The organism is Erwinia sp. PPS120 (assembly GCF_047918655.1).
GTDB lineage: Bacteria > Pseudomonadota > Gammaproteobacteria > Enterobacterales > Enterobacteriaceae > Erwinia > Erwinia tasmaniensis_A.
The window spans coordinates 26,203-42,517 of the sequence record NZ_JBLREF010000001.1 but is presented as its reverse complement, the minus strand read 5'-3'; the positions used below and the strand labels follow the sequence as shown (position 1 = coordinate 42,517).

Below are 16,315 nucleotides of genomic sequence, written 5' to 3'. Positions count from 1 at the left end.
GTCACCATGAGTCAAAACGTCTATCAATTTATCGACCTACAGCGCGTCGATCCGCCGAAGAAACCGCTTAAAATCCGCAAAATTGAATTTGTGGAGATTTACGAGCCGTTTTCTGAAAGCCAGGCGCAGGCGCAGGCCGATCGCTGCCTGTCCTGCGGCAACCCCTACTGCGAGTGGAAGTGCCCGGTGCATAACTACATTCCTGACTGGCTTAAGCTGGCTAATGAGGGACGCATTATCGAGGCAGCCGAGCTTTCGCATCAGACCAATAGTCTGCCAGAAGTGTGTGGCCGCGTGTGTCCGCAGGATCGGCTGTGCGAAGGGGCCTGCACGTTAAACGATGAGTTTGGTGCGGTTACCATCGGCAACATTGAGCGCTATATCAATGACAAAGCGCTGGAGATGGGCTGGAAGCCCAATATGGACGGCATTAAGCCTACCGGTAAGCGCGTAGCCATTATTGGCGCCGGTCCCGCTGGACTGGCCTGCGCCGACGTGCTGGCGCGCAATGGCGTGAAGGCCGTGGTCTTCGATCGTCATCCCGAAATCGGCGGCCTGCTGACCTTCGGTATCCCGGCCTTTAAGCTGGAAAAGGAGGTCATGACCCGACGCCGTGAAATTTTCAGCGGCATGGGCATTGAGTTCAGTCTGAATACCGAAGTTGGCCGGGACGTACAGATGAGCGATCTGCTGGCCGATTACGACGCCGTGTTCCTGGGCGTCGGCACCTATCAGTCGATGAAGGGCGGGCTGGAAAATGAGGAAGCGGAAGGTGTCTATGATGCCCTGCCGTATCTGATCGCCAATACCAAAAATACCATGGGCTTCAGCCATACGGAGGAAGCGCCCTGGGTCAACATGAATGCGAAACGCGTCGTGGTACTGGGCGGCGGCGACACCGCCATGGACTGCGTACGTACTTCGATTCGCCAGGGTGCCACTCACGTGGTATGCGCCTACCGGCGCGACGAGGAAAATATGCCGGGTTCAAGGCGCGAGGTGAAAAACGCCCGTGAAGAGGGCGTCGAGTTCCAGTTTAACATCCAGCCGCTGGGCATCGAGATCAACAGTAATGGCCGCGTCTGCGGTGTCAGGATGGCCCGCACCGAGATGGGCCAGCCGGATGCCCATGGCCGTCGCCGTGCTGAGATTGTGCCGGGTTCCGAGCACGTTCTGCCTGCTGACGCGGTGGTGATCGCCTTCGGCTTTCGCCCTCACGCCATGTCATGGCTGGAGCAGCACAGCGTGGAGCTGGACTCACAGGGCCGCATCATTGCGCCAGAAGGCAGTGATAATGCATTCCAGACCAGCAATCCTAAAATCTTCGCCGGGGGCGATGCCGTGCGCGGTTCGGATCTGGTAGTGACCGCCATTGCCGAGGGCCGTAAAGCGGCCGAGGGCATCATGGACTGGCTTGAAGTGTAGGCTGTGGCATCATAAAAAAGGGCTCATCATTCGATGAGCCCTTTTCACAGGTAACGCTGACGGCTACTTAACGACGCGAAGCGCCGGGCGTCCACCGCGCGGCGGCGGATCGTCCTCAGGGTTTTCATCATCGTTTTGCAGGCTGTTATCCGGACGATCGCCGTCGATAACGGACATCACCGTTTCCGGGGTTTCATCCTGAGCAGACGACGGATTATATTCGCCCGCTTCCTCGTAGACCGGTTCAGGCTCAAACATGGTGCCTGCCCCGTTTTCACGCGCGTAAACCGCCAGCACGGCAGCCATTGGCACCGTAACCTGACGAGGGACACCGCCGAATCGGGCATTGAACGTCACTTCATCATTACCCAGCTCAAGGTTGCCTACGGCGCGCGGCGCAATATTCAGTACGATCTGACCGTCCCGCGCATATTCCAGCGGCACCATAACCCCCGGCAGATTGATATCCACCACCAGGTGTGGCGTCAGCTGGTTATCCAGCAGCCAGTCATAAAATGCGCGCAGCAGATACGGACGGCGTGCGGTTAGTTGCGTCATTTCCATCGTACTTATCCCCGCGTATGCAGGCGCATTTCACGTTCTGGTTCCGTCAGGGAAGCCAGGAATGAGTCACGCTCAAATACGCGTGTCATGTAGCCTTTAAGCTCCTTAGAACCCGCACCGATCAGTTCGATACCCAACTGCGGTAATCGCCACAGCAGCGGTGCCAGATAGCAGTCGACCAGGCTGAATTCTTCGCTCATAAAGAACGGCGTGCGGGCAAACAGGGGGGCAATCGCCAGCAGCTCTTCACGCAGCTGCTTACGCGCGGCTTCCGCTTCCTGTGCCGTACCGTTTTCCACCTTACGCATCAGGCTGTACCAGTCCTGCTCCACGCGGTGCATCATCAGACGGCTTTCACCGCGCGCTACCGGATATACCGGCATCAGCGGAGGATGCGGGAAGCGCTCATCAAGGTATTCCATGATAATGCGGGACTCATACAGCGTCAGTTCGCGATCGACCAGCGTAGGGACGGTGCGGTAAGGATTGAGGTCAATCAGATCCTGGGGCAGGCTATCCATTTCTACCTGCTCGATCTCTACGCTGACACCCTTTTCCGCCAGGACAATACGTACCTGATGGCTAAAAATGTCAGTCGGACCAGAAAACAGCGTCATTACCGAACGTTTGTTGGCAGCGACAGCCATGTAAACCTCCAAGTTTATCCAGAAAATTACTACGCAAGGCCACCACATGGCGACTAACCTGCTTAATTAATGACCCTTAGCACCATCTGAAGCCGAACCGGCATCCACTGAGGACTTCATACATCAATGCCCTGCTATGGGCGCAAAGTGACACCTAGTTTACCAGATTTTAGACAGCTTGTGGTGGCAGGAATGAGGATTTGACGGGAAAAGGGCTAGCCTTATCGCGTTTTAACACTTTTTGCGGATGCGGGAAAAGAAAAAACCCGGTGCGTGCACCGGGTTTTTCGATAACTGATTCTGCCGAAGCAGAAAAAATTAACGTTTGGAGAACTGAGGACGACGACGTGCTTTACGCAGACCGACTTTCTTACGTTCAACCTCACGAGCATCACGGGTAACGAAGCCTGCTTTACGCAGTTCGCCACGCAGTGACTCGTCATACTCCATCAGAGCGCGGGTGATACCGTGACGGATCGCACCAGCCTGACCGGAGATACCACCACCTTTAACGGTGATGTACAAATCGAATTTACCTGTCATTTCGACCAGTTCCAGCGGTTGACGAACTACCATGCGGGCAGTTTCGCGACCGAAGTACTGTTCCAGTGAACGCTGGTTAATTACGATGTTACCGCTACCCGGCTTGATAAAGACGCGAGCGGAAGAGCTTTTGCGGCGACCAGTGCCGTAGTTTTGATTCTCAGCCATTGCCTGTAATCCCGATTAAATGTCAAGAACTTGCGGTTGCTGTGCCGCATGGTTGTGCTCGTTGCCCGCGTAAACTTTTAGTTTACGGTGCATAGCACGGCCCAGCGGGCCTTTAGGCAGCATACCTTTAACCGCGATTTCAATCACACGCTCAGGACGGCGAGCAATCATCTCTTCGAAGGTCGCTTGCTTGATACCACCGATGTGGCCGGTGTGATGGTAATAAATCTTATCGTTACGCTTGTTACCGGTTACGGCAACTTTCTCAGCGTTCAGAACGATAATATAATCACCGGTATCGACGTGCGGAGTATATTCCGCTTTATGCTTACCGCGCAGACGACGAGCCAGTTCAGTCGCTAAACGACCTAAAGTTTTGCCTGTTGCGTCGACAACATACCAGTCACGTTGGACGGTTTCTGGCTTAGCTGTAAAAGTTTTCATCTAAAAGCTTACCCAAATTAAGTTACACGTTGGTGAAATCCCAAACGCTTGAATAAACGGTTGAGGCTCACACGACCATCTCGACCAGCAAGCCCACCCCTTCGGATAGAGTTACTGGAACACAAAGAGTTTTGGGAAAAAAACCTTTGCTGTAACGTGGGGTCGCAAGATTATAGAGAAGTCCCCTCAAAAGTGCGAACCTTTTTTACAACAAATGTACGGTGATCTCGCCTTAGGGAAGATGGGTCAGGCGCAGATACTCTTCGCTCTGCATCTCCTGCAGGCGCGACATACAGCGCTGATATTCAAACTTCAGTCGACTGCCCTGATAGATCTCAAAAAGCGATGTCTCAGCCGACACGACCAGCTTAACATGCCGTTCATAAAACTCATCCACCAGCGCCAGAAAACGTCGCGCCTGATCTTCGGTTTTATAGATCATTACCGGAACGTTAAACAACAGTACGCTGTGGAAGCGGCGTGAAAGCTCAATGTAATCGTGCTGGCTGCGCCCTTCCCCACACAGCGTATGGAAATCCATTGCCACGACGCCTCCCGCCACGCCCTGCGTCGGCAAGGCACGGTGGTTAATCTCCAGCACCGGGCATTCCCTCCTGTCGCTTCCGGCCAGCGCAACAAACATCCGATCCATGGCCTGCGTGGTGGCTTCGTTGAGCGGTGCCATCCAGAGATGCGCCGCGGTGAGCGTGCGCAGGCGGTAATCAATCCCGGCGTCGACGTTCATCACCTCACAGTGCTGTTTAATCATCTCGATGGCGGGCAGAAAACGGCTGCGCTGTAATCCATTACGGTAGAGGTCATCCGGCGGAATATTGGAGGTGGCGACCAGAGTTATACCCCGGGCAAACAGTGCCTCCATCAGCGTCCCCAGCAGCATCGCGTCGGTAATGTCGGACACGAAAAACTCGTCGAAGCAGAGTAAATCCGTTTCGCTCTTAAAACGGTCAGCCACGATTTCCAGCGGGTCGCTTGTACCCTGAAGATCGGTAAGCTCCTCATGGACCCGCAGCATAAAGCGATGAAAGTGAAGACGCTGCTTACGCTCACCAGGAATTGCCTGAAAAAACATATCCATCAGCCAGGTCTTTCCACGCCCCACGCCCCCCCACATATACAAGCCCTGAACCGGGGGCTGAGGGGGCTTTTTCCCCTTTCCCATCAGTTTATTAAGCTTGCCGAACAGCCCGCCAGCCGGGGCTGGAGAAGGGAAACTCGCCCCTAAAGCCTGACAGATAGCGTCCAGACGGGTAACGGCTTTACGCTGCACGTCATCAGGCTGATATTCGCCGTTTTCCAGCGCCTGCTGGTACAACGCCAGAGGAGACATCGTTTGCATAATTTGTTCATATCCCGGAATAATTTACTGCGTCAGGCCATCGGTCAGCGAAAAAAAACCCGTCCTACACTAAGCGATGCAGCCTCAGGATTCCACTTCCATTACATTAGCGGTTATAGTGGCAGGTAACGAGCTGGTAACAGCCAGACGATTCTACGGAACAACGAAGACAATATGGGAGTGATTATGACCTGGGAATACGCGCTTATCGGATTGGTGGTTGGACTGATTATCGGCGCGGTAGCAATGCGTTTTGGTAATAGAAAACTGCGTGAACAACGGAGTACGCAGTACGAGCTGGAGAAAACTAAGGCCGAGCTGTCTGACTACCGCGAAGAGTTAACCAGCCATTTTGCCCAAAGTGCCGAGCTGCTGGATAACATGGCACGCGATTACCGTCAGCTTTATCAGCATATGGCAAAAGGCTCTAACGATCTGCTGCCGAATCTGCCGGGTGAAAAAAATCCTTTCGCTTATCAGCTGACGGAATCCGAAGCCGATAACGATCAGGCTCCGGTGCAGATGCCACGTGACTATCCTGACAGCGCTACCGGATTACTGCGCGGCGAGCGCCCGGCACAGAACAAGTAAGCTTCAGCAGGGGCGCCCTTCAGCGCCCTGTTTTAACCGTCGGCAATACTGACGAACGCATTCACCGCCCTGTTTACATCTATCTTCCCACTTTACTTCCAGCGAGAGCGTCGTAGCGATGAAGAAGAAATCCTTACTGTTAAGCGCACTGGCATTAACTGTCATGAGCCTGACCGTTGCCGCACCGGCATCGGCGACGCTGCCTGCACAGATAGCGGGACAGCCGCTGCCAAGCCTGGCGCCAATGCTTGAGAAGGTCTTGCCCGCAGTGGTTAGCGTACATGTGGAGGGGACACAAACGCAGGCTCAGGCGGTTCCTGAGCCGCTCAGGCGCTTTTTCGGCCAGGGCGAGCAAAATGGACAGGGCAATGACAACCCGGCTCAGCCCTTTGAGGGGCTGGCTTCCGGCGTGGTGATCAATGCTGATAAAGGCTACATACTTACTAACAATCATGTGGTCAGCGGCGCGGATAAAATCAGCGTTCAGCTCAGCGACGGTCGGGAATTTGATGCAAAGCTGATTGGGCGCGATGAGCAAACCGATATCGCGCTTATCCAGATTGCGGGCGCAAAAGGCTTAACCCAGATAAAAGTGGCCGATTCGGATCAGCTGAAAGTGGGTGATTTTGCGGTGGCCATCGGAAATCCCTTTGGGCTGGGACAGACCGCGACTTCAGGGATTGTATCTGCGCTAGGCCGTAGCGGTCTTAACCTTGAAGGACTGGAGAACTTTATCCAGACCGATGCCGCCATTAACCGGGGTAACTCCGGAGGCGCACTGGTCAACCTGAACGGCGAGCTGATTGGTTTAAATACCGCCATTCTCTCCTCTGCCGGCGGCAACATCGGTATTGGCTTTGCCATTCCCGGCAATATGGCGATGGGCCTGGCTCAGCAGCTGATCGAGTTTGGTGAAGTGAAGCGCGGGCAGCTCGGAATTAAAGGCACTGAAATGACCGCCGACATGGCGCAGGCCTTCAAGGTTGATATTCAGCGTGGCGCCTTCGTGAATGAAGTGCTGCCCAATTCTGCCGCCGCCAAAGCGGGCATCAAGGCTGGCGATATCATCGTTAACCTCGATGATAAGGCGGTAGAGAGCTTTGCCGCTCTGCGGGTTAAAATTGGCACGACCCCGCCGGGCAAAGAGGTTAAGGTCGGCCTTGTGCGCGAAGGTAAGCCACTTACCCTCACCGTGAAGCTGGAAACCAGCAGCCAGCCGGTGACGCATGCAGAACAGATGACGCCCGCCCTGGAAGGTGCGACGCTGATCGATGGCGCCGCCAAAGATGGCACCAAAGGGGTAAGCGTCAGCGCCGTCACTAAGGCCAGCCCGGCGGAACAGTCAGGCCTGCAAAAAGATGACGTTATCGTGGGCGTAAACCGCGCCAGGGTACAGAATCTTGCCGAACTGCGTAAGCAGCTTGAAGCCAAACCCCCTCTGCTGGCACTGAACGTCATCAGAGGCGGTGAAAATATCTATCTGCTGCTGCGTTAAATCATGATGCGGACACCTGCGTGTCCGCTCAAGTCGTGCTATTCTGCCGCACGTTCAATCACTCAACTGTTAAATCCATGTTTCCTAAACTCTTACGTTCGGTGCTTCTCGGTCTGGTGGTGGCTGGCCTTCTACTGGCAGCCGTACCGGCGTTGAGAATTGGCAGCAACCTTATCTCGCAAAAAGACGACAGCGCCGATCAGGCCCCGGTCAGCTACAATATGGCCGTCCGCCGCGCAGCCCCTGCGGTGGTGAATGTCTATAATCGCAGCGCAAATACGACCAGCGGAAATATGGGCGTCCGAACGCTCGGCTCGGGGGTCATCATGGACCCGCGTGGCTACATTATGACCAACAAGCACGTGATTAATGATGCTGAGCAAATCATCGTCGCCCTGCAGGATGGACACTTTTACGAAGCCCAGCTGGTAGGTTCAGACAGCCCTACCGATCTTGCCGTACTAAAAATTACCGCGCCAGGCTTACCCGTCATCCCCATCAATCCTAAACGCACTGCCTACGTGGGCGATCTGGTGATGGCAATTGGCAATCCCTATAACATTGGCCAGACGGTGACGCAGGGGATTATCAGCGCAACCGGTCGCGTGGGCCTGAGCCCTTCTCGCTATCAAAATTTCCTCCAAACCGACGCCTCTATTAACCGGGGTAATTCGGGTGGCGCACTGATCAACTCGCTGGGTGAGCTGATGGGAATTAACACGCTCTCCTTCGATAAAAGTAACGACGGTGAAACGCCCGAAGGGATAGGATTTGCCATTCCCACGGCCCTGGCCGTAAAGATCATGGGTAAGCTGATCCGCGATGGCAGGGTGATACGGGGCTTTATTGGCATTACCGTGCGGGACAGGCCACAGCCTCGCGGATCCGATAACAGCCTGGCTCATATTCAGGGGATCTGGGTGACCGAAGTTGCAGCAGGTGGACCGGCTGCGAAAGCGGGAATGACGGGAGGTGACGTCATTATCAGCGTTAATCACCAGCCAGCACTGTCACCGCTGGAGACAATGGATCAGGTCGCTGAAATTCGTCCGGGCACGGTGATTAACATCGAAATTCTGCGCGACGGCAAAAAAATAAATCTGCCGGTCACCGTGATGGAATATCCGGGAAGTTAACGAAAACGAGCTGAATCAGGTCAGGGGCCAGCCTCGGCTGGCCCGCTCAGCTTATGACTTAACGAACGCTTCGCCCTGCGCGATATCGCTTTTCAGCGTATCCAGCATGCCGCTAAGCGCCTGCTGCTCAAAGGCGCTTAGCGTACCAATGGGCTTACGCTCCGCAATGCCGTTTTTGCCCAGCAGCAGAGGCTGAGAGAAGAAACGGGCATGTTCTCCGTCGCCTTCTACGTAGGCACATTCAACCACGTTGCTTTCACCGTTCAGCGCACGGACCAGCGACAGGCCGAAACGCGCGGCCGCCTGCCCCATAGAAAGCGTCGCCGATCCGCCACCCGCTTTAGCCTCAACCACTTCCGTACCGGCATTCTGAATGCGTTTGGTCAGATCGATAACCTCCTGCTCAGAGAACGTCACGCCCGGAATTTGCGACAGCAGAGGTAAAATCGTGACGCCTGAATGGCCGCCTACCACCGGCACGTTAATGTCAGCAGGATTTTTACCTTTCAGTTCGGCAACAAAAGTATTGGCGCGGATAACATCCAGGGTGGTGACCCCAAAGAGTTTATTTTTATCGTATACGCCCGCTTTTTTAAGCACGCTGGCCGCAATGGCAACGGTAGTGTTTACCGGGTTAGTGATAATGCCGATTAATGCCTGTGGGCAGGTGCTGGCAACCTGTTCAATCAGATTACGCACGATACCTGCGTTAACGTTAAACAGATCCGAACGATCCATACCGGGCTTGCGGGCCACGCCTGCGGAAATGAGCACGACGTTTGCTCCCTGCAGCGCAGGCGTGGCGTCTTCACCACTGAAGCCTTTGATACTGACGGCAGTAGGGATGTGACTGAGGTCGACTGCCACACCGGGGGTAACAGGAGCAATATCGTACAGAGAGAGTTCTGAACCTGCTGGTAGCTGGGTTTTAAGCAGAAGTGCGAGAGCCTGGCCAATACCGCCAGCTGCGCCGAGAACTGCAACTTTCATCTTAAACTCCTTATTATTGTGAACGTAAAGTGCTGTTATTCCATCCGGTAATGAACATAAACGACATGCGAGAGGATAACGATCTTTTTCAGTCTAATTTGGGCTCAGGCGCTCATACCAGGTTGAATGGATAATTTGACTTGTATACTTCCGACGTCGGTCAATTGCTAACAGCAGTATGTAAGACCTTATTCGGCGTTACATTACACCCATAAAGCCCATCAGAACAACATCAATCTGATAACAAATCGTTTACTTTTTAGGCGGGCTGCCGTCACGGATGAGCGATTGTTTTCTGCTAAAAAGTTTGCCAGACTCCCGATCCCGGGGCATTGCCAACACTAGCCGCCCTGCCTTAGCTTGCATAAATATTCATATATATGCATAGTAATGCTATATAGCGGCGGGAATGGCCCTGACCTCTGAATTTTTTGCGGAATCTTATGCGTAATCCATCAAAACAAGAAGATCTTATCAAGGCATTCAAAGCCTTGCTTAAAGAAGAGAAATTTAGCTCACAGAGCGAAATTGTTGCCGCCCTTCAGGAAGAAGGTTTCGACAATATTAACCAGTCTAAAGTTTCCCGCATGCTGACCAAATTCGGTGCGGTGCGTACCCGCAATGCGAAGATGGAGATGGTCTACTGCCTGCCTGCCGAACTGGGCGTTCCTACGACTACCAGCCCACTGAAGAATCTGGTGCTGGACATCGACTATAACGATGCGCTGGTGGTCATTCACACCAGCCCTGGCGCAGCTCAGCTAATTGCACGCCTGCTGGATTCACTGGGTAAGGCCGAGGGCATCCTCGGCACTATCGCCGGCGATGACACCATATTCGTTACGCCTGCCCGCGCATTCACCGTCAAACAGCTCTACCAGGCAATCCTCATGCTCTTTGAGCAGGAGTTATAAGCAGGTTTGGCAGGGTTACCTCAACATGCTTAAGTTCCCTGTGCCCCTTACCAGATAAGTCAGCCTCCGCTGGCTTATCTTCTTTAAAACGACCATCGTCCCATCATGCTTTATTCTTACCCTCATCGCTATGATCAACTGCCTTATTGCCCGTTATGCCACGCGATATACTCTGCAACGGCTGTCTCATAGTGTGATCCACCCCAAATAAACGCACAAAAAGATAAATTCACATATCACCATGTTTTTACATGAATTTAACAGGAACCGGCGGAATTATACGCACTGGTTATAACCTTAAGTTATTAAAACCTGCCTCCACCCCCGGTTTAAACGCGATTTTATTATTAGCGTGCTATTAATTTTTTACGTTATTAGTTCTATACTTGTCTTCGTGATGCAAATCACAGCAAACGAAAAATAAAAACAGTAACGAGGAATAAACCATGAAAATCACCAAAGCAATTGTTGCCCTGACCCTGTTATCCGCTTTCTCTTACGGTGCCAGCGCCGCTGAGCTAATCAACTCCGAGCAGGCACAAAACTTACAGGCGGTGGGGACAATTACCGTAAGCGGTGTTGCAGGCACACCAATGGATATTCGCCAGCAGCTTAATCAGAAAGCAAATGATCAGGGCGCCTCTGCCTATCGCGTCATTGAAGCAAATATAAACAATACCTATCACGCCACGGCGGAAATTTATAAATAAGCCAGCGTGGCTGAATCACTTCACGTCATAGTGGGTAAGCGGTCGCACCATTTGGAACAGCTATTCCGCTGCAGGATAGCGCCATAAATTTTCGCCAGATGAAACACCGCTGATACCCATATCGTAAAAGACGGTAACCCAGCATATCATCGCTTATTATCCTGCCCGGTTACCAATGAGTCGCGTATGGAGCATGATCATGAAAAATAAATTAACTCTCAGCATGATAAGTCTGGCAGCTGTTCTCTCATTCGGTGCGAACGCCGCCAGCCTGGTTACTCAGGAGCAGGCAGACAGTCAAAATATGCAATCTATGGGCACCGTAAGCATAAGCGGCATTGATGGTGTACCGACCGATATCCGTCAGCAGCTATCTCAGAAGGCCGAGGAGCAGGGAGCCTCGTCATATCGTGTTATTGAAGCCCGTAATGAGGATAATTACCACATTACCGCCGAGCTTTATAAATAACCCAACGGGTTCCGGGTGCGATAATTTTCCAGCCCGAGTTCTGCTTTAATTACCCGACCATTTATATCGTACCGCCGGAATATAAGAGCAATTTTCTTTCTTTGCGGCGTGGATGAGTGTTAAGTTAGCCGGCCTCAGCGGCTCGCCGCGGCTTCACGCGGCATGATATTCCTCGTCATCATGACGAATCTTTTAGCCCCGGTTGCCCGGGGCCTTTTTTTAGCTACAATCCACCGATATGCACGGCCTTTACTTCCAGATACTCTTCCAGCCCCAGTACCGATCCTTCACGACCCAGCCCGGACTCTTTTATTCCACCGAACGGAGCCACCTCCGTTGATACCGCGCACTCATTAACTCCAACCATGCCGCTTTCCAGCGCCTGTGATACCCGAAATACCCGTTGTAAATTCTGCGTGTAGAAATAGGCCGCCAGACCAAACTCAGTGTCGTTTGCCCGGCGTATCACTTCATCTTCGTTATCAAAACGAAAGCAGGCAGCCACCGGCCCAAAGGTCTCTTCCTTTGCCAGCTGCATATTTTCACTGGCTTCGGCGATTACCGTGGGCTGCCAGAAATTTCCGCCCAGCGCATGGCGTGCGCCGCCAGTGAGGATCTGCCCACCCTTCGCAATCGCATCATTAACGTGTTCTTCAACCTTTGCTATCGCTGCGGATTCAATCAGCGGCCCCACGATCACGCCATCATCCATGCCGTTGCCTACCTTAAGCTTACTGACCTCATCGGCAAGCTGGTGCACAAATTTGTCGTAAACGGCACTCTGGATGTAAAAGCGGTTAACGCTGACGCACACCTGTCCGGCGTTGCGGAACTTATTCGCGATCGCCCCTTTCACCGCGGCAGCAATATCCGCATCCTCGAAAACAATGTAGGGCGCATTACCGCCGAGTTCCATCGACACTTTTTTCATCGTTTCGGCGGCATTACGCATCAGCAGCTTGCCAACCTGCGTTGAACCGGTAAAGGAGATTTTCCTGACGGCTGTACTGGCCATTATTGCATCGCTGATGGCATGCGTATCACCCGCAACGGCGTTGACAACCCCATCCGGCACACCGGCTTTTTTTGCCAGCGCCAGCAGCGCAAAGGCCGAGAGCGGCGTATTGTTGGCCGGTTTAATCACCCCGGTGCAGCCTGCGGCCAGGGCGGGACCAAGCTTGCGGGTTAGCATCGCCATCGGGAAGTTCCAGGGCGTTATCGCTGCGACCACGCCGATCGGCTCGCGGGTGGCCAGAATCCGTGAGCCGGATTTAGCAGGAGGGATGATCTCCCCATTGGCTCGTTTTGCCTGCTCGGCAAACCACTGGATAAAGCTGGCGGCATACTCGACTTCGCCCTCCGCTTCTTTTACCGGCTTGCCCTGCTCCGCCGTCATCAGCTTACCGAGCCAGGTTTTATTGTCGATAATCAGCTGATACCAGCGATTCAGGATCTCGCTGCGCGCTTTTGCCGCTTTCTGCCGCCAGGCAGGAAAGGCTTTTTCGGCTGCGGCAATGGCCTGTTCTGTTTCACTTTTACCCGCACGTGCCACCTGGGCTATAACCTCGCCCGTGGCCGGATTCAACACATCAAAGGTAGCCGCGCAGCGCTGCCACCGTCCGTCCGCGAGATAGCCTGTCTGAAAGAGATCGTTATCCTGAAGGAATGATAGGTTCATAATCTGCTCCTGTAAGGGTTTACCATCCTGATGGATCAGTATAGATGGCGTGCTTTACCCCCGCAGGAAACGGACAGCACTACGCCCAGGGTAGTTGCGGAGCCGGATGCGGTACGGGTACGGGTACGGGTACGGGTAAGGGTGCGAATGCGGGTAAGGGTAAGGGTGCGGGTGCGGGTAAGGGTAAGGGTGCGGGTGCGGGTGCGGGTGCAGATACAGGTGCGGATGCGGATGCGGATGCAGGTCAATAATTTGCCTGCACCCTGCTCTGAGGTTAAATTTGGATCAGCGTGCTTTGGTACTTTTTCAGCATCTCCCGCAGGCGCTGCACCGGTTCCGTTGCGCTGAGTGGCGCGTCATACTGCCGGAGTTTATCCTGGTAAATACCCAGCTCCGCCAGCAGCTGCTCGAAATTACGCCGACGCTTCGTATCGCTGCCGGAGGCCACCACCCGGTCAGCAGTGTGGCGCAGCTGTTTATGGTAGGCCGACAGATCGGCATTGACCGGTATCTCTGCCTCACGCAGCCGCTGATGGCTGATTATCAGCGTCAGGGCGATGCGATATTTGTTAATGTCCCCCGGGAACATATTGAGCAGCATAAACAGCTGCTGATAGAGCGCGGGGAGGTGGTTTTCGCGCCGCCTGAGTTGATTAGTGGTCAGAGCCGAAACCGCGGAATACATAAAGCGGTTAAGCAGCGTGCGGCCAATGCGGTCTTTTGACGTATCGCGGATAAGCAGGATCACCAGCAGCGCAAGAAAACAGCCAATGGCCTGTCCCAGAGCGTTATCCAGGAAGGCACTCACGTTGAAGGTCATCGGGTTATCCAACGTCAGAACGTTAACCGTGCCAACCAGCGCGCCCAGCGTGCCAATCTGCCGACGCTGGATAAGAATGCCTGCGACAAAGGCCATTACCCCCATCGCGATGCACAACAACAGCATACTCTGTTGTGTTGAGGGCATAATGAACATGTAGTACAGCGAACCAAGCGGAATGGCAACGATCATCCCGTAGAGGAAGTCTTTCGCCATCATCAGCGGATTGGGCATGCGCATAGCCAGCGCGGTAACGACTGCCAGCATAACCATGGCACCACTCCCCGACGACCAGCCTGACCAGAGCCAGAACAGCGAGCCGACAGCGGTGGCAACAAAGGTACGGATACCGTTGACCAGCGCGTGTCGGGTTTCCGCGGAACGCATTTTCACTACCGGCTCGCCGTTCAGAACTTCTTCTTCCATACGGCTGATTCGGGCGTTGGTATGAATGCCCTTAATAAGAAGCAGATAGCGGGTTGCGGCACCCACCCAGTTTGCGATAGTGACGGGAGTATTTTTACTGCCGCTGGCGCTGATAACCCTACGCAGCACCTTCATCTGCTTATGGACGTCGGCCACCGTAGTGGCCGGTTTTTCAAACAATATATGAAACTGCGGCGGCAGATACGCCTCACGTGTGTCCTGGATAACAAAGGCCTCAGCCGCCTGGGTAATCAGCGTCAACGAAAGCGTGTTTAAAGCGCGCAGGCGTCGATCGATGTTATGCCACCTTCCCGACTCCATCATCAGATGGCTACGCATGCCGTTTACGGCGGTGGTGCGACGTACCAGCCCGGTCAGGGCATTATCGACCTCCTCTTTCGGTGCAGGCGCGACGCAGAGCTGCATCAGATGATAGTGATCTACCAGCAGCGCATCCACTTCACGATCGACATCCTGCTTAATGGAACGGGGAGAGAACAACATATCGGCGAGGATAGCGCAGACGATCCCAATGATGATTTCGCTACAGCGTTCAACGGCAAACTGCGGTGCCACCAGCACCGAACCATTGGCGTTCAAACTTACCACGATAATCAGCGCGGTATAGCCGGCCAGACCCAACGCATAGGAGTTCTCAACCTTAATCAGGGAGGAGAGCCAGACGCAGAATCCTGCCCACAGGCAGCACAATAGCAGCATAACGACCGGCGCACGGATAGTGGCGATCATGATCACCAACGAGGCGATGCAGCCGATAAAGGTGCCGATAATACGCAACATGCCACGGTGACGTAGCGCGCCGGAGAAGGGATCGCCGCCGGCCGCAAATGCCGTGCCGCCCGCAACGATACAGGCCGTCATGACGGCCCAGCGCGGCGTTTGCAGATTAAAATGAAAGCCAATCACCAGAGCCAGCACGATGGCAAAGGTGAGTTTGATCGGAAATCGCAGACGATACCACTGCATAACTGCTCCCTGCTTAGCCAAACTCACGCAGGCGATGCATCAGTTTCATCATGGGTGACATATCGCTGGTTTGGCGATCGCGCGCCCCGGTTATTACCACCGTTGCAGTCGTGCCGGAAGGATAGATATTACCCTGCTGCTGATCCAGACGGATACGGACGGGCACACGCTGTGCAAGACGCACCCACTCAAGGTTTGAGTCGATGGTGGCCATGCCTTTACTGTCTATCGTACTGCTGCTGTTGGTCACACCAGCCGCAATACTGTCAACGGTGCCGTGCAGCACACGATTACTGCCCAGCGGCGTAATCTCTACGCGATAACCCGGCCGGACGCCCTCCAGCTTGGTCTCTTCCATATAGGCGAGGATGTAGAAGGTATGCGCCTGTACCAGCGCCACCGCCGTCGATCCCCGGGTAATAAATTCACCACGGTAGACGTTAAGGTTAGTTACCCAGCCATCGGCAGGGGCTTTCACTAGGGTACGGGCCAAATCGAGCTGCGCGGTATCACGGGTTGCCGTGGCCTTTGCCAGCTGATGCTCGGTAGTCTGGTATTCATTGTTCGCCTGGTCGATCGCTTCACGCGACATCGCAGAGACGCCCAGCTGATTACGGCGGGCAGCCTCACGTCGTTTTTCACTGACCAGCGTCTGATAATAGGCAACGTCGGCCTCGGCCTGATCCAGCGCCTGCTGATAACGCGGCTGATCGACAACAAACAGCACCTGATCTTTTTTCACCAGCTGGTTGTCGTGTACGCGAACGTCGGTGATCAGACCGCTGACGTCCGGGGCTATCGCCACAATATCAGCAGTAAATTTGGCATCACGCGTCCAGGGCGACTCGGTGTAGAACACCCAGGCGCGGAAGATGACAATGACGGCTACGATGACCAGAATAAGGGTAATGGCAAACCGGGAAATTTTTCTTGTTAGCGCTTTCACTCAGA

General features: G+C 54.0%; 17 protein-coding genes. 7 read left to right on the top strand and 10 right to left on the bottom strand.

Annotation, left to right across the window (positions count from 1 at the left end; genetic code table 11):
* The first annotated feature begins 6 nt into the window (after positions 1 to 6).
* Positions 7 to 1,425 (top strand): glutamate synthase small subunit, encoded by a 1,419-nt coding sequence (locus tag ACLRGG_RS00200; protein WP_416247864.1) that lies wholly within the window; start codon positions 7 to 9, stop codon positions 1,423 to 1,425.
* A 63-nt stretch (positions 1,426 to 1,488) separates the two neighbouring features.
* Here the strand turns inward: ACLRGG_RS00200 and sspB are convergent, their stop codons facing one another.
* From sspB to zapE, 5 genes are all read right to left on the bottom strand, one after another.
* Entirely contained in the window at positions 1,489 to 1,989 is a 501-nt protein-coding gene (sspB, locus tag ACLRGG_RS00195; RefSeq protein ID WP_416247863.1) for a ClpXP protease specificity-enhancing factor, read from the bottom strand.
* A gap of 5 nt (positions 1,990 to 1,994) precedes the next feature.
* Positions 1,995 to 2,636: a stringent starvation protein SspA gene (gene sspA, locus ACLRGG_RS00190; protein ID WP_345829164.1), complete on the bottom strand. Its 642-nt coding sequence runs from the start codon at positions 2,634 to 2,636 to the stop codon at positions 1,995 to 1,997.
* Positions 2,637 to 2,954: 318 nt separating this feature from the next.
* Complete coding sequence (gene rpsI / locus ACLRGG_RS00185; protein WP_067705931.1) at positions 2,955 to 3,347, bottom strand: 30S ribosomal protein S9; 393 nt, start codon at positions 3,345 to 3,347, stop codon at positions 2,955 to 2,957.
* A 15-nt stretch (positions 3,348 to 3,362) separates the two neighbouring features.
* Positions 3,363 to 3,791 carry a 50S ribosomal protein L13 gene (gene rplM / locus ACLRGG_RS00180; protein ID WP_416247862.1) on the bottom strand — a complete coding sequence of 143 codons (429 nt, stop codon included), beginning with the start codon at positions 3,789 to 3,791 and terminating at the stop codon, positions 3,363 to 3,365.
* Between the two features lie 232 nt (positions 3,792 to 4,023).
* Entirely contained in the window at positions 4,024 to 5,148 is a 1,125-nt protein-coding gene (gene zapE, locus ACLRGG_RS00175; protein WP_416247861.1) for a cell division protein ZapE, read from the bottom strand.
* 186 nt (positions 5,149 to 5,334) lie between these two features.
* Here zapE and zapG point away from each other — a divergent pair, with 186 nt between their 5' ends.
* The 3 genes from zapG (at position 5,335) to degS (ending at position 8,370) form a co-directional block, all read left to right on the top strand.
* Positions 5,335 to 5,739, top strand: a complete 405-nt coding sequence (gene zapG, locus ACLRGG_RS00170; protein ID WP_416247860.1) for a Z-ring associated protein ZapG — start codon at positions 5,335 to 5,337, stop codon at positions 5,737 to 5,739.
* A gap of 118 nt (positions 5,740 to 5,857) precedes the next feature.
* Positions 5,858 to 7,234, top strand: a complete 1,377-nt coding sequence (degQ, locus tag ACLRGG_RS00165; RefSeq protein WP_416247859.1) for a serine endoprotease DegQ — start codon at positions 5,858 to 5,860, stop codon at positions 7,232 to 7,234.
* 77 nt (positions 7,235 to 7,311) lie between these two features.
* Positions 7,312 to 8,370 carry an outer membrane-stress sensor serine endopeptidase DegS gene (degS, locus tag ACLRGG_RS00160; protein WP_416248022.1) on the top strand — a complete coding sequence of 353 codons (1,059 nt, stop codon included), beginning with the start codon at positions 7,312 to 7,314 and terminating at the stop codon, positions 8,368 to 8,370.
* A gap of 51 nt (positions 8,371 to 8,421) precedes the next feature.
* Here degS and mdh read toward each other — a convergent pair whose 3' ends face one another.
* Positions 8,422 to 9,360: a malate dehydrogenase gene (gene mdh, locus ACLRGG_RS00155; RefSeq protein ID WP_416247858.1), complete on the bottom strand. Its 939-nt coding sequence runs from the start codon at positions 9,358 to 9,360 to the stop codon at positions 8,422 to 8,424.
* A 443-nt stretch (positions 9,361 to 9,803) separates the two neighbouring features.
* On the opposite strand from mdh, the gene argR reads away from it, so the two are divergent.
* The 3 genes from argR to yhcN (ACLRGG_RS00140) all read left to right on the top strand — a co-directional run bounded on the left by argR (position 9,804) and on the right by yhcN (ACLRGG_RS00140) (position 11,453).
* Entirely contained in the window at positions 9,804 to 10,274 is a 471-nt protein-coding gene (gene argR, locus ACLRGG_RS00150) for a transcriptional regulator ArgR (protein WP_067705916.1), read from the top strand.
* 446 nt (positions 10,275 to 10,720) lie between these two features.
* On the top strand, positions 10,721 to 10,984 hold the full coding sequence (gene yhcN / locus ACLRGG_RS00145; RefSeq protein WP_416247857.1) for a peroxide/acid stress response protein YhcN: 264 nt from the start codon (positions 10,721 to 10,723) through the stop codon (positions 10,982 to 10,984).
* Between the two features lie 199 nt (positions 10,985 to 11,183).
* Entirely contained in the window at positions 11,184 to 11,453 is a 270-nt protein-coding gene (gene yhcN / locus ACLRGG_RS00140) for a peroxide/acid stress response protein YhcN (protein WP_416247856.1), read from the top strand.
* A gap of 223 nt (positions 11,454 to 11,676) precedes the next feature.
* On the opposite strand, the gene ACLRGG_RS00135 is transcribed toward yhcN (ACLRGG_RS00140), so the two are convergent.
* The 4 genes from ACLRGG_RS00135 to aaeA are packed head-to-tail and all read right to left on the bottom strand — an operon-like array spanning position 11,677 to position 16,310.
* Positions 11,677 to 13,131 (bottom strand): NAD-dependent succinate-semialdehyde dehydrogenase, encoded by a 1,455-nt coding sequence (locus ACLRGG_RS00135; RefSeq protein WP_416247855.1) that lies wholly within the window; start codon positions 13,129 to 13,131, stop codon positions 11,677 to 11,679.
* Between the two features lie 35 nt (positions 13,132 to 13,166).
* Complete coding sequence (locus ACLRGG_RS00130; protein WP_416247854.1) at positions 13,167 to 13,379, bottom strand: hypothetical protein; 213 nt, start codon at positions 13,377 to 13,379, stop codon at positions 13,167 to 13,169.
* Positions 13,380 to 13,405: 26 nt separating this feature from the next.
* Positions 13,406 to 15,364: a p-hydroxybenzoic acid efflux pump subunit AaeB gene (aaeB, locus tag ACLRGG_RS00125; RefSeq protein WP_416247853.1), complete on the bottom strand. Its 1,959-nt coding sequence runs from the start codon at positions 15,362 to 15,364 to the stop codon at positions 13,406 to 13,408.
* 13 nt (positions 15,365 to 15,377) lie between these two features.
* Positions 15,378 to 16,310, bottom strand: coding sequence for a p-hydroxybenzoic acid efflux pump subunit AaeA (aaeA, locus tag ACLRGG_RS00120; RefSeq protein WP_416247852.1), 933 nt, complete (start codon positions 16,308 to 16,310; stop codon positions 15,378 to 15,380).
* Between the last annotated feature and the right edge of the window lie 5 nt (positions 16,311 to 16,315).

What these genes read in the sequence shown, in the direction of transcription:
- ACLRGG_RS00200 (WP_416247864.1), top strand. Translation starts at nt 7, where the DNA reads ATGAGTCAAAACGTCTATCAATTTATCGACCTACAGCGCGTCGATCCG.
- sspB (WP_416247863.1), bottom strand. Translation starts at nt 1,989, where the DNA reads ATGGAAATGACGCAACTAACCGCACGCCGTCCGTATCTGCTGCGCGCA.
- sspA (WP_345829164.1), bottom strand. Translation starts at nt 2,636, where the DNA reads ATGGCTGTCGCTGCCAACAAACGTTCGGTAATGACGCTGTTTTCTGGT.
- rpsI (WP_067705931.1), bottom strand. Translation starts at nt 3,347, where the DNA reads ATGGCTGAGAATCAAAACTACGGCACTGGTCGCCGCAAAAGCTCTTCC.
- rplM (WP_416247862.1), bottom strand. Translation starts at nt 3,791, where the DNA reads ATGAAAACTTTTACAGCTAAGCCAGAAACCGTCCAACGTGACTGGTAT.
- zapE (WP_416247861.1), bottom strand. Translation starts at nt 5,148, where the DNA reads ATGCAAACGATGTCTCCTCTGGCGTTGTACCAGCAGGCGCTGGAAAAC.
- zapG (WP_416247860.1), top strand. Translation starts at nt 5,335, where the DNA reads ATGACCTGGGAATACGCGCTTATCGGATTGGTGGTTGGACTGATTATC.
- degQ (WP_416247859.1), top strand. Translation starts at nt 5,858, where the DNA reads ATGAAGAAGAAATCCTTACTGTTAAGCGCACTGGCATTAACTGTCATG.
- degS (WP_416248022.1), top strand. Translation starts at nt 7,312, where the DNA reads ATGTTTCCTAAACTCTTACGTTCGGTGCTTCTCGGTCTGGTGGTGGCT.
- mdh (WP_416247858.1), bottom strand. Translation starts at nt 9,360, where the DNA reads ATGAAAGTTGCAGTTCTCGGCGCAGCTGGCGGTATTGGCCAGGCTCTC.
- argR (WP_067705916.1), top strand. Translation starts at nt 9,804, where the DNA reads ATGCGTAATCCATCAAAACAAGAAGATCTTATCAAGGCATTCAAAGCC.
- yhcN (WP_416247857.1), top strand. Translation starts at nt 10,721, where the DNA reads ATGAAAATCACCAAAGCAATTGTTGCCCTGACCCTGTTATCCGCTTTC.
- yhcN (WP_416247856.1), top strand. Translation starts at nt 11,184, where the DNA reads ATGAAAAATAAATTAACTCTCAGCATGATAAGTCTGGCAGCTGTTCTC.
- ACLRGG_RS00135 (WP_416247855.1), bottom strand. Translation starts at nt 13,131, where the DNA reads ATGAACCTATCATTCCTTCAGGATAACGATCTCTTTCAGACAGGCTAT.
- aaeB (WP_416247853.1), bottom strand. Translation starts at nt 15,364, where the DNA reads ATGCAGTGGTATCGTCTGCGATTTCCGATCAAACTCACCTTTGCCATC.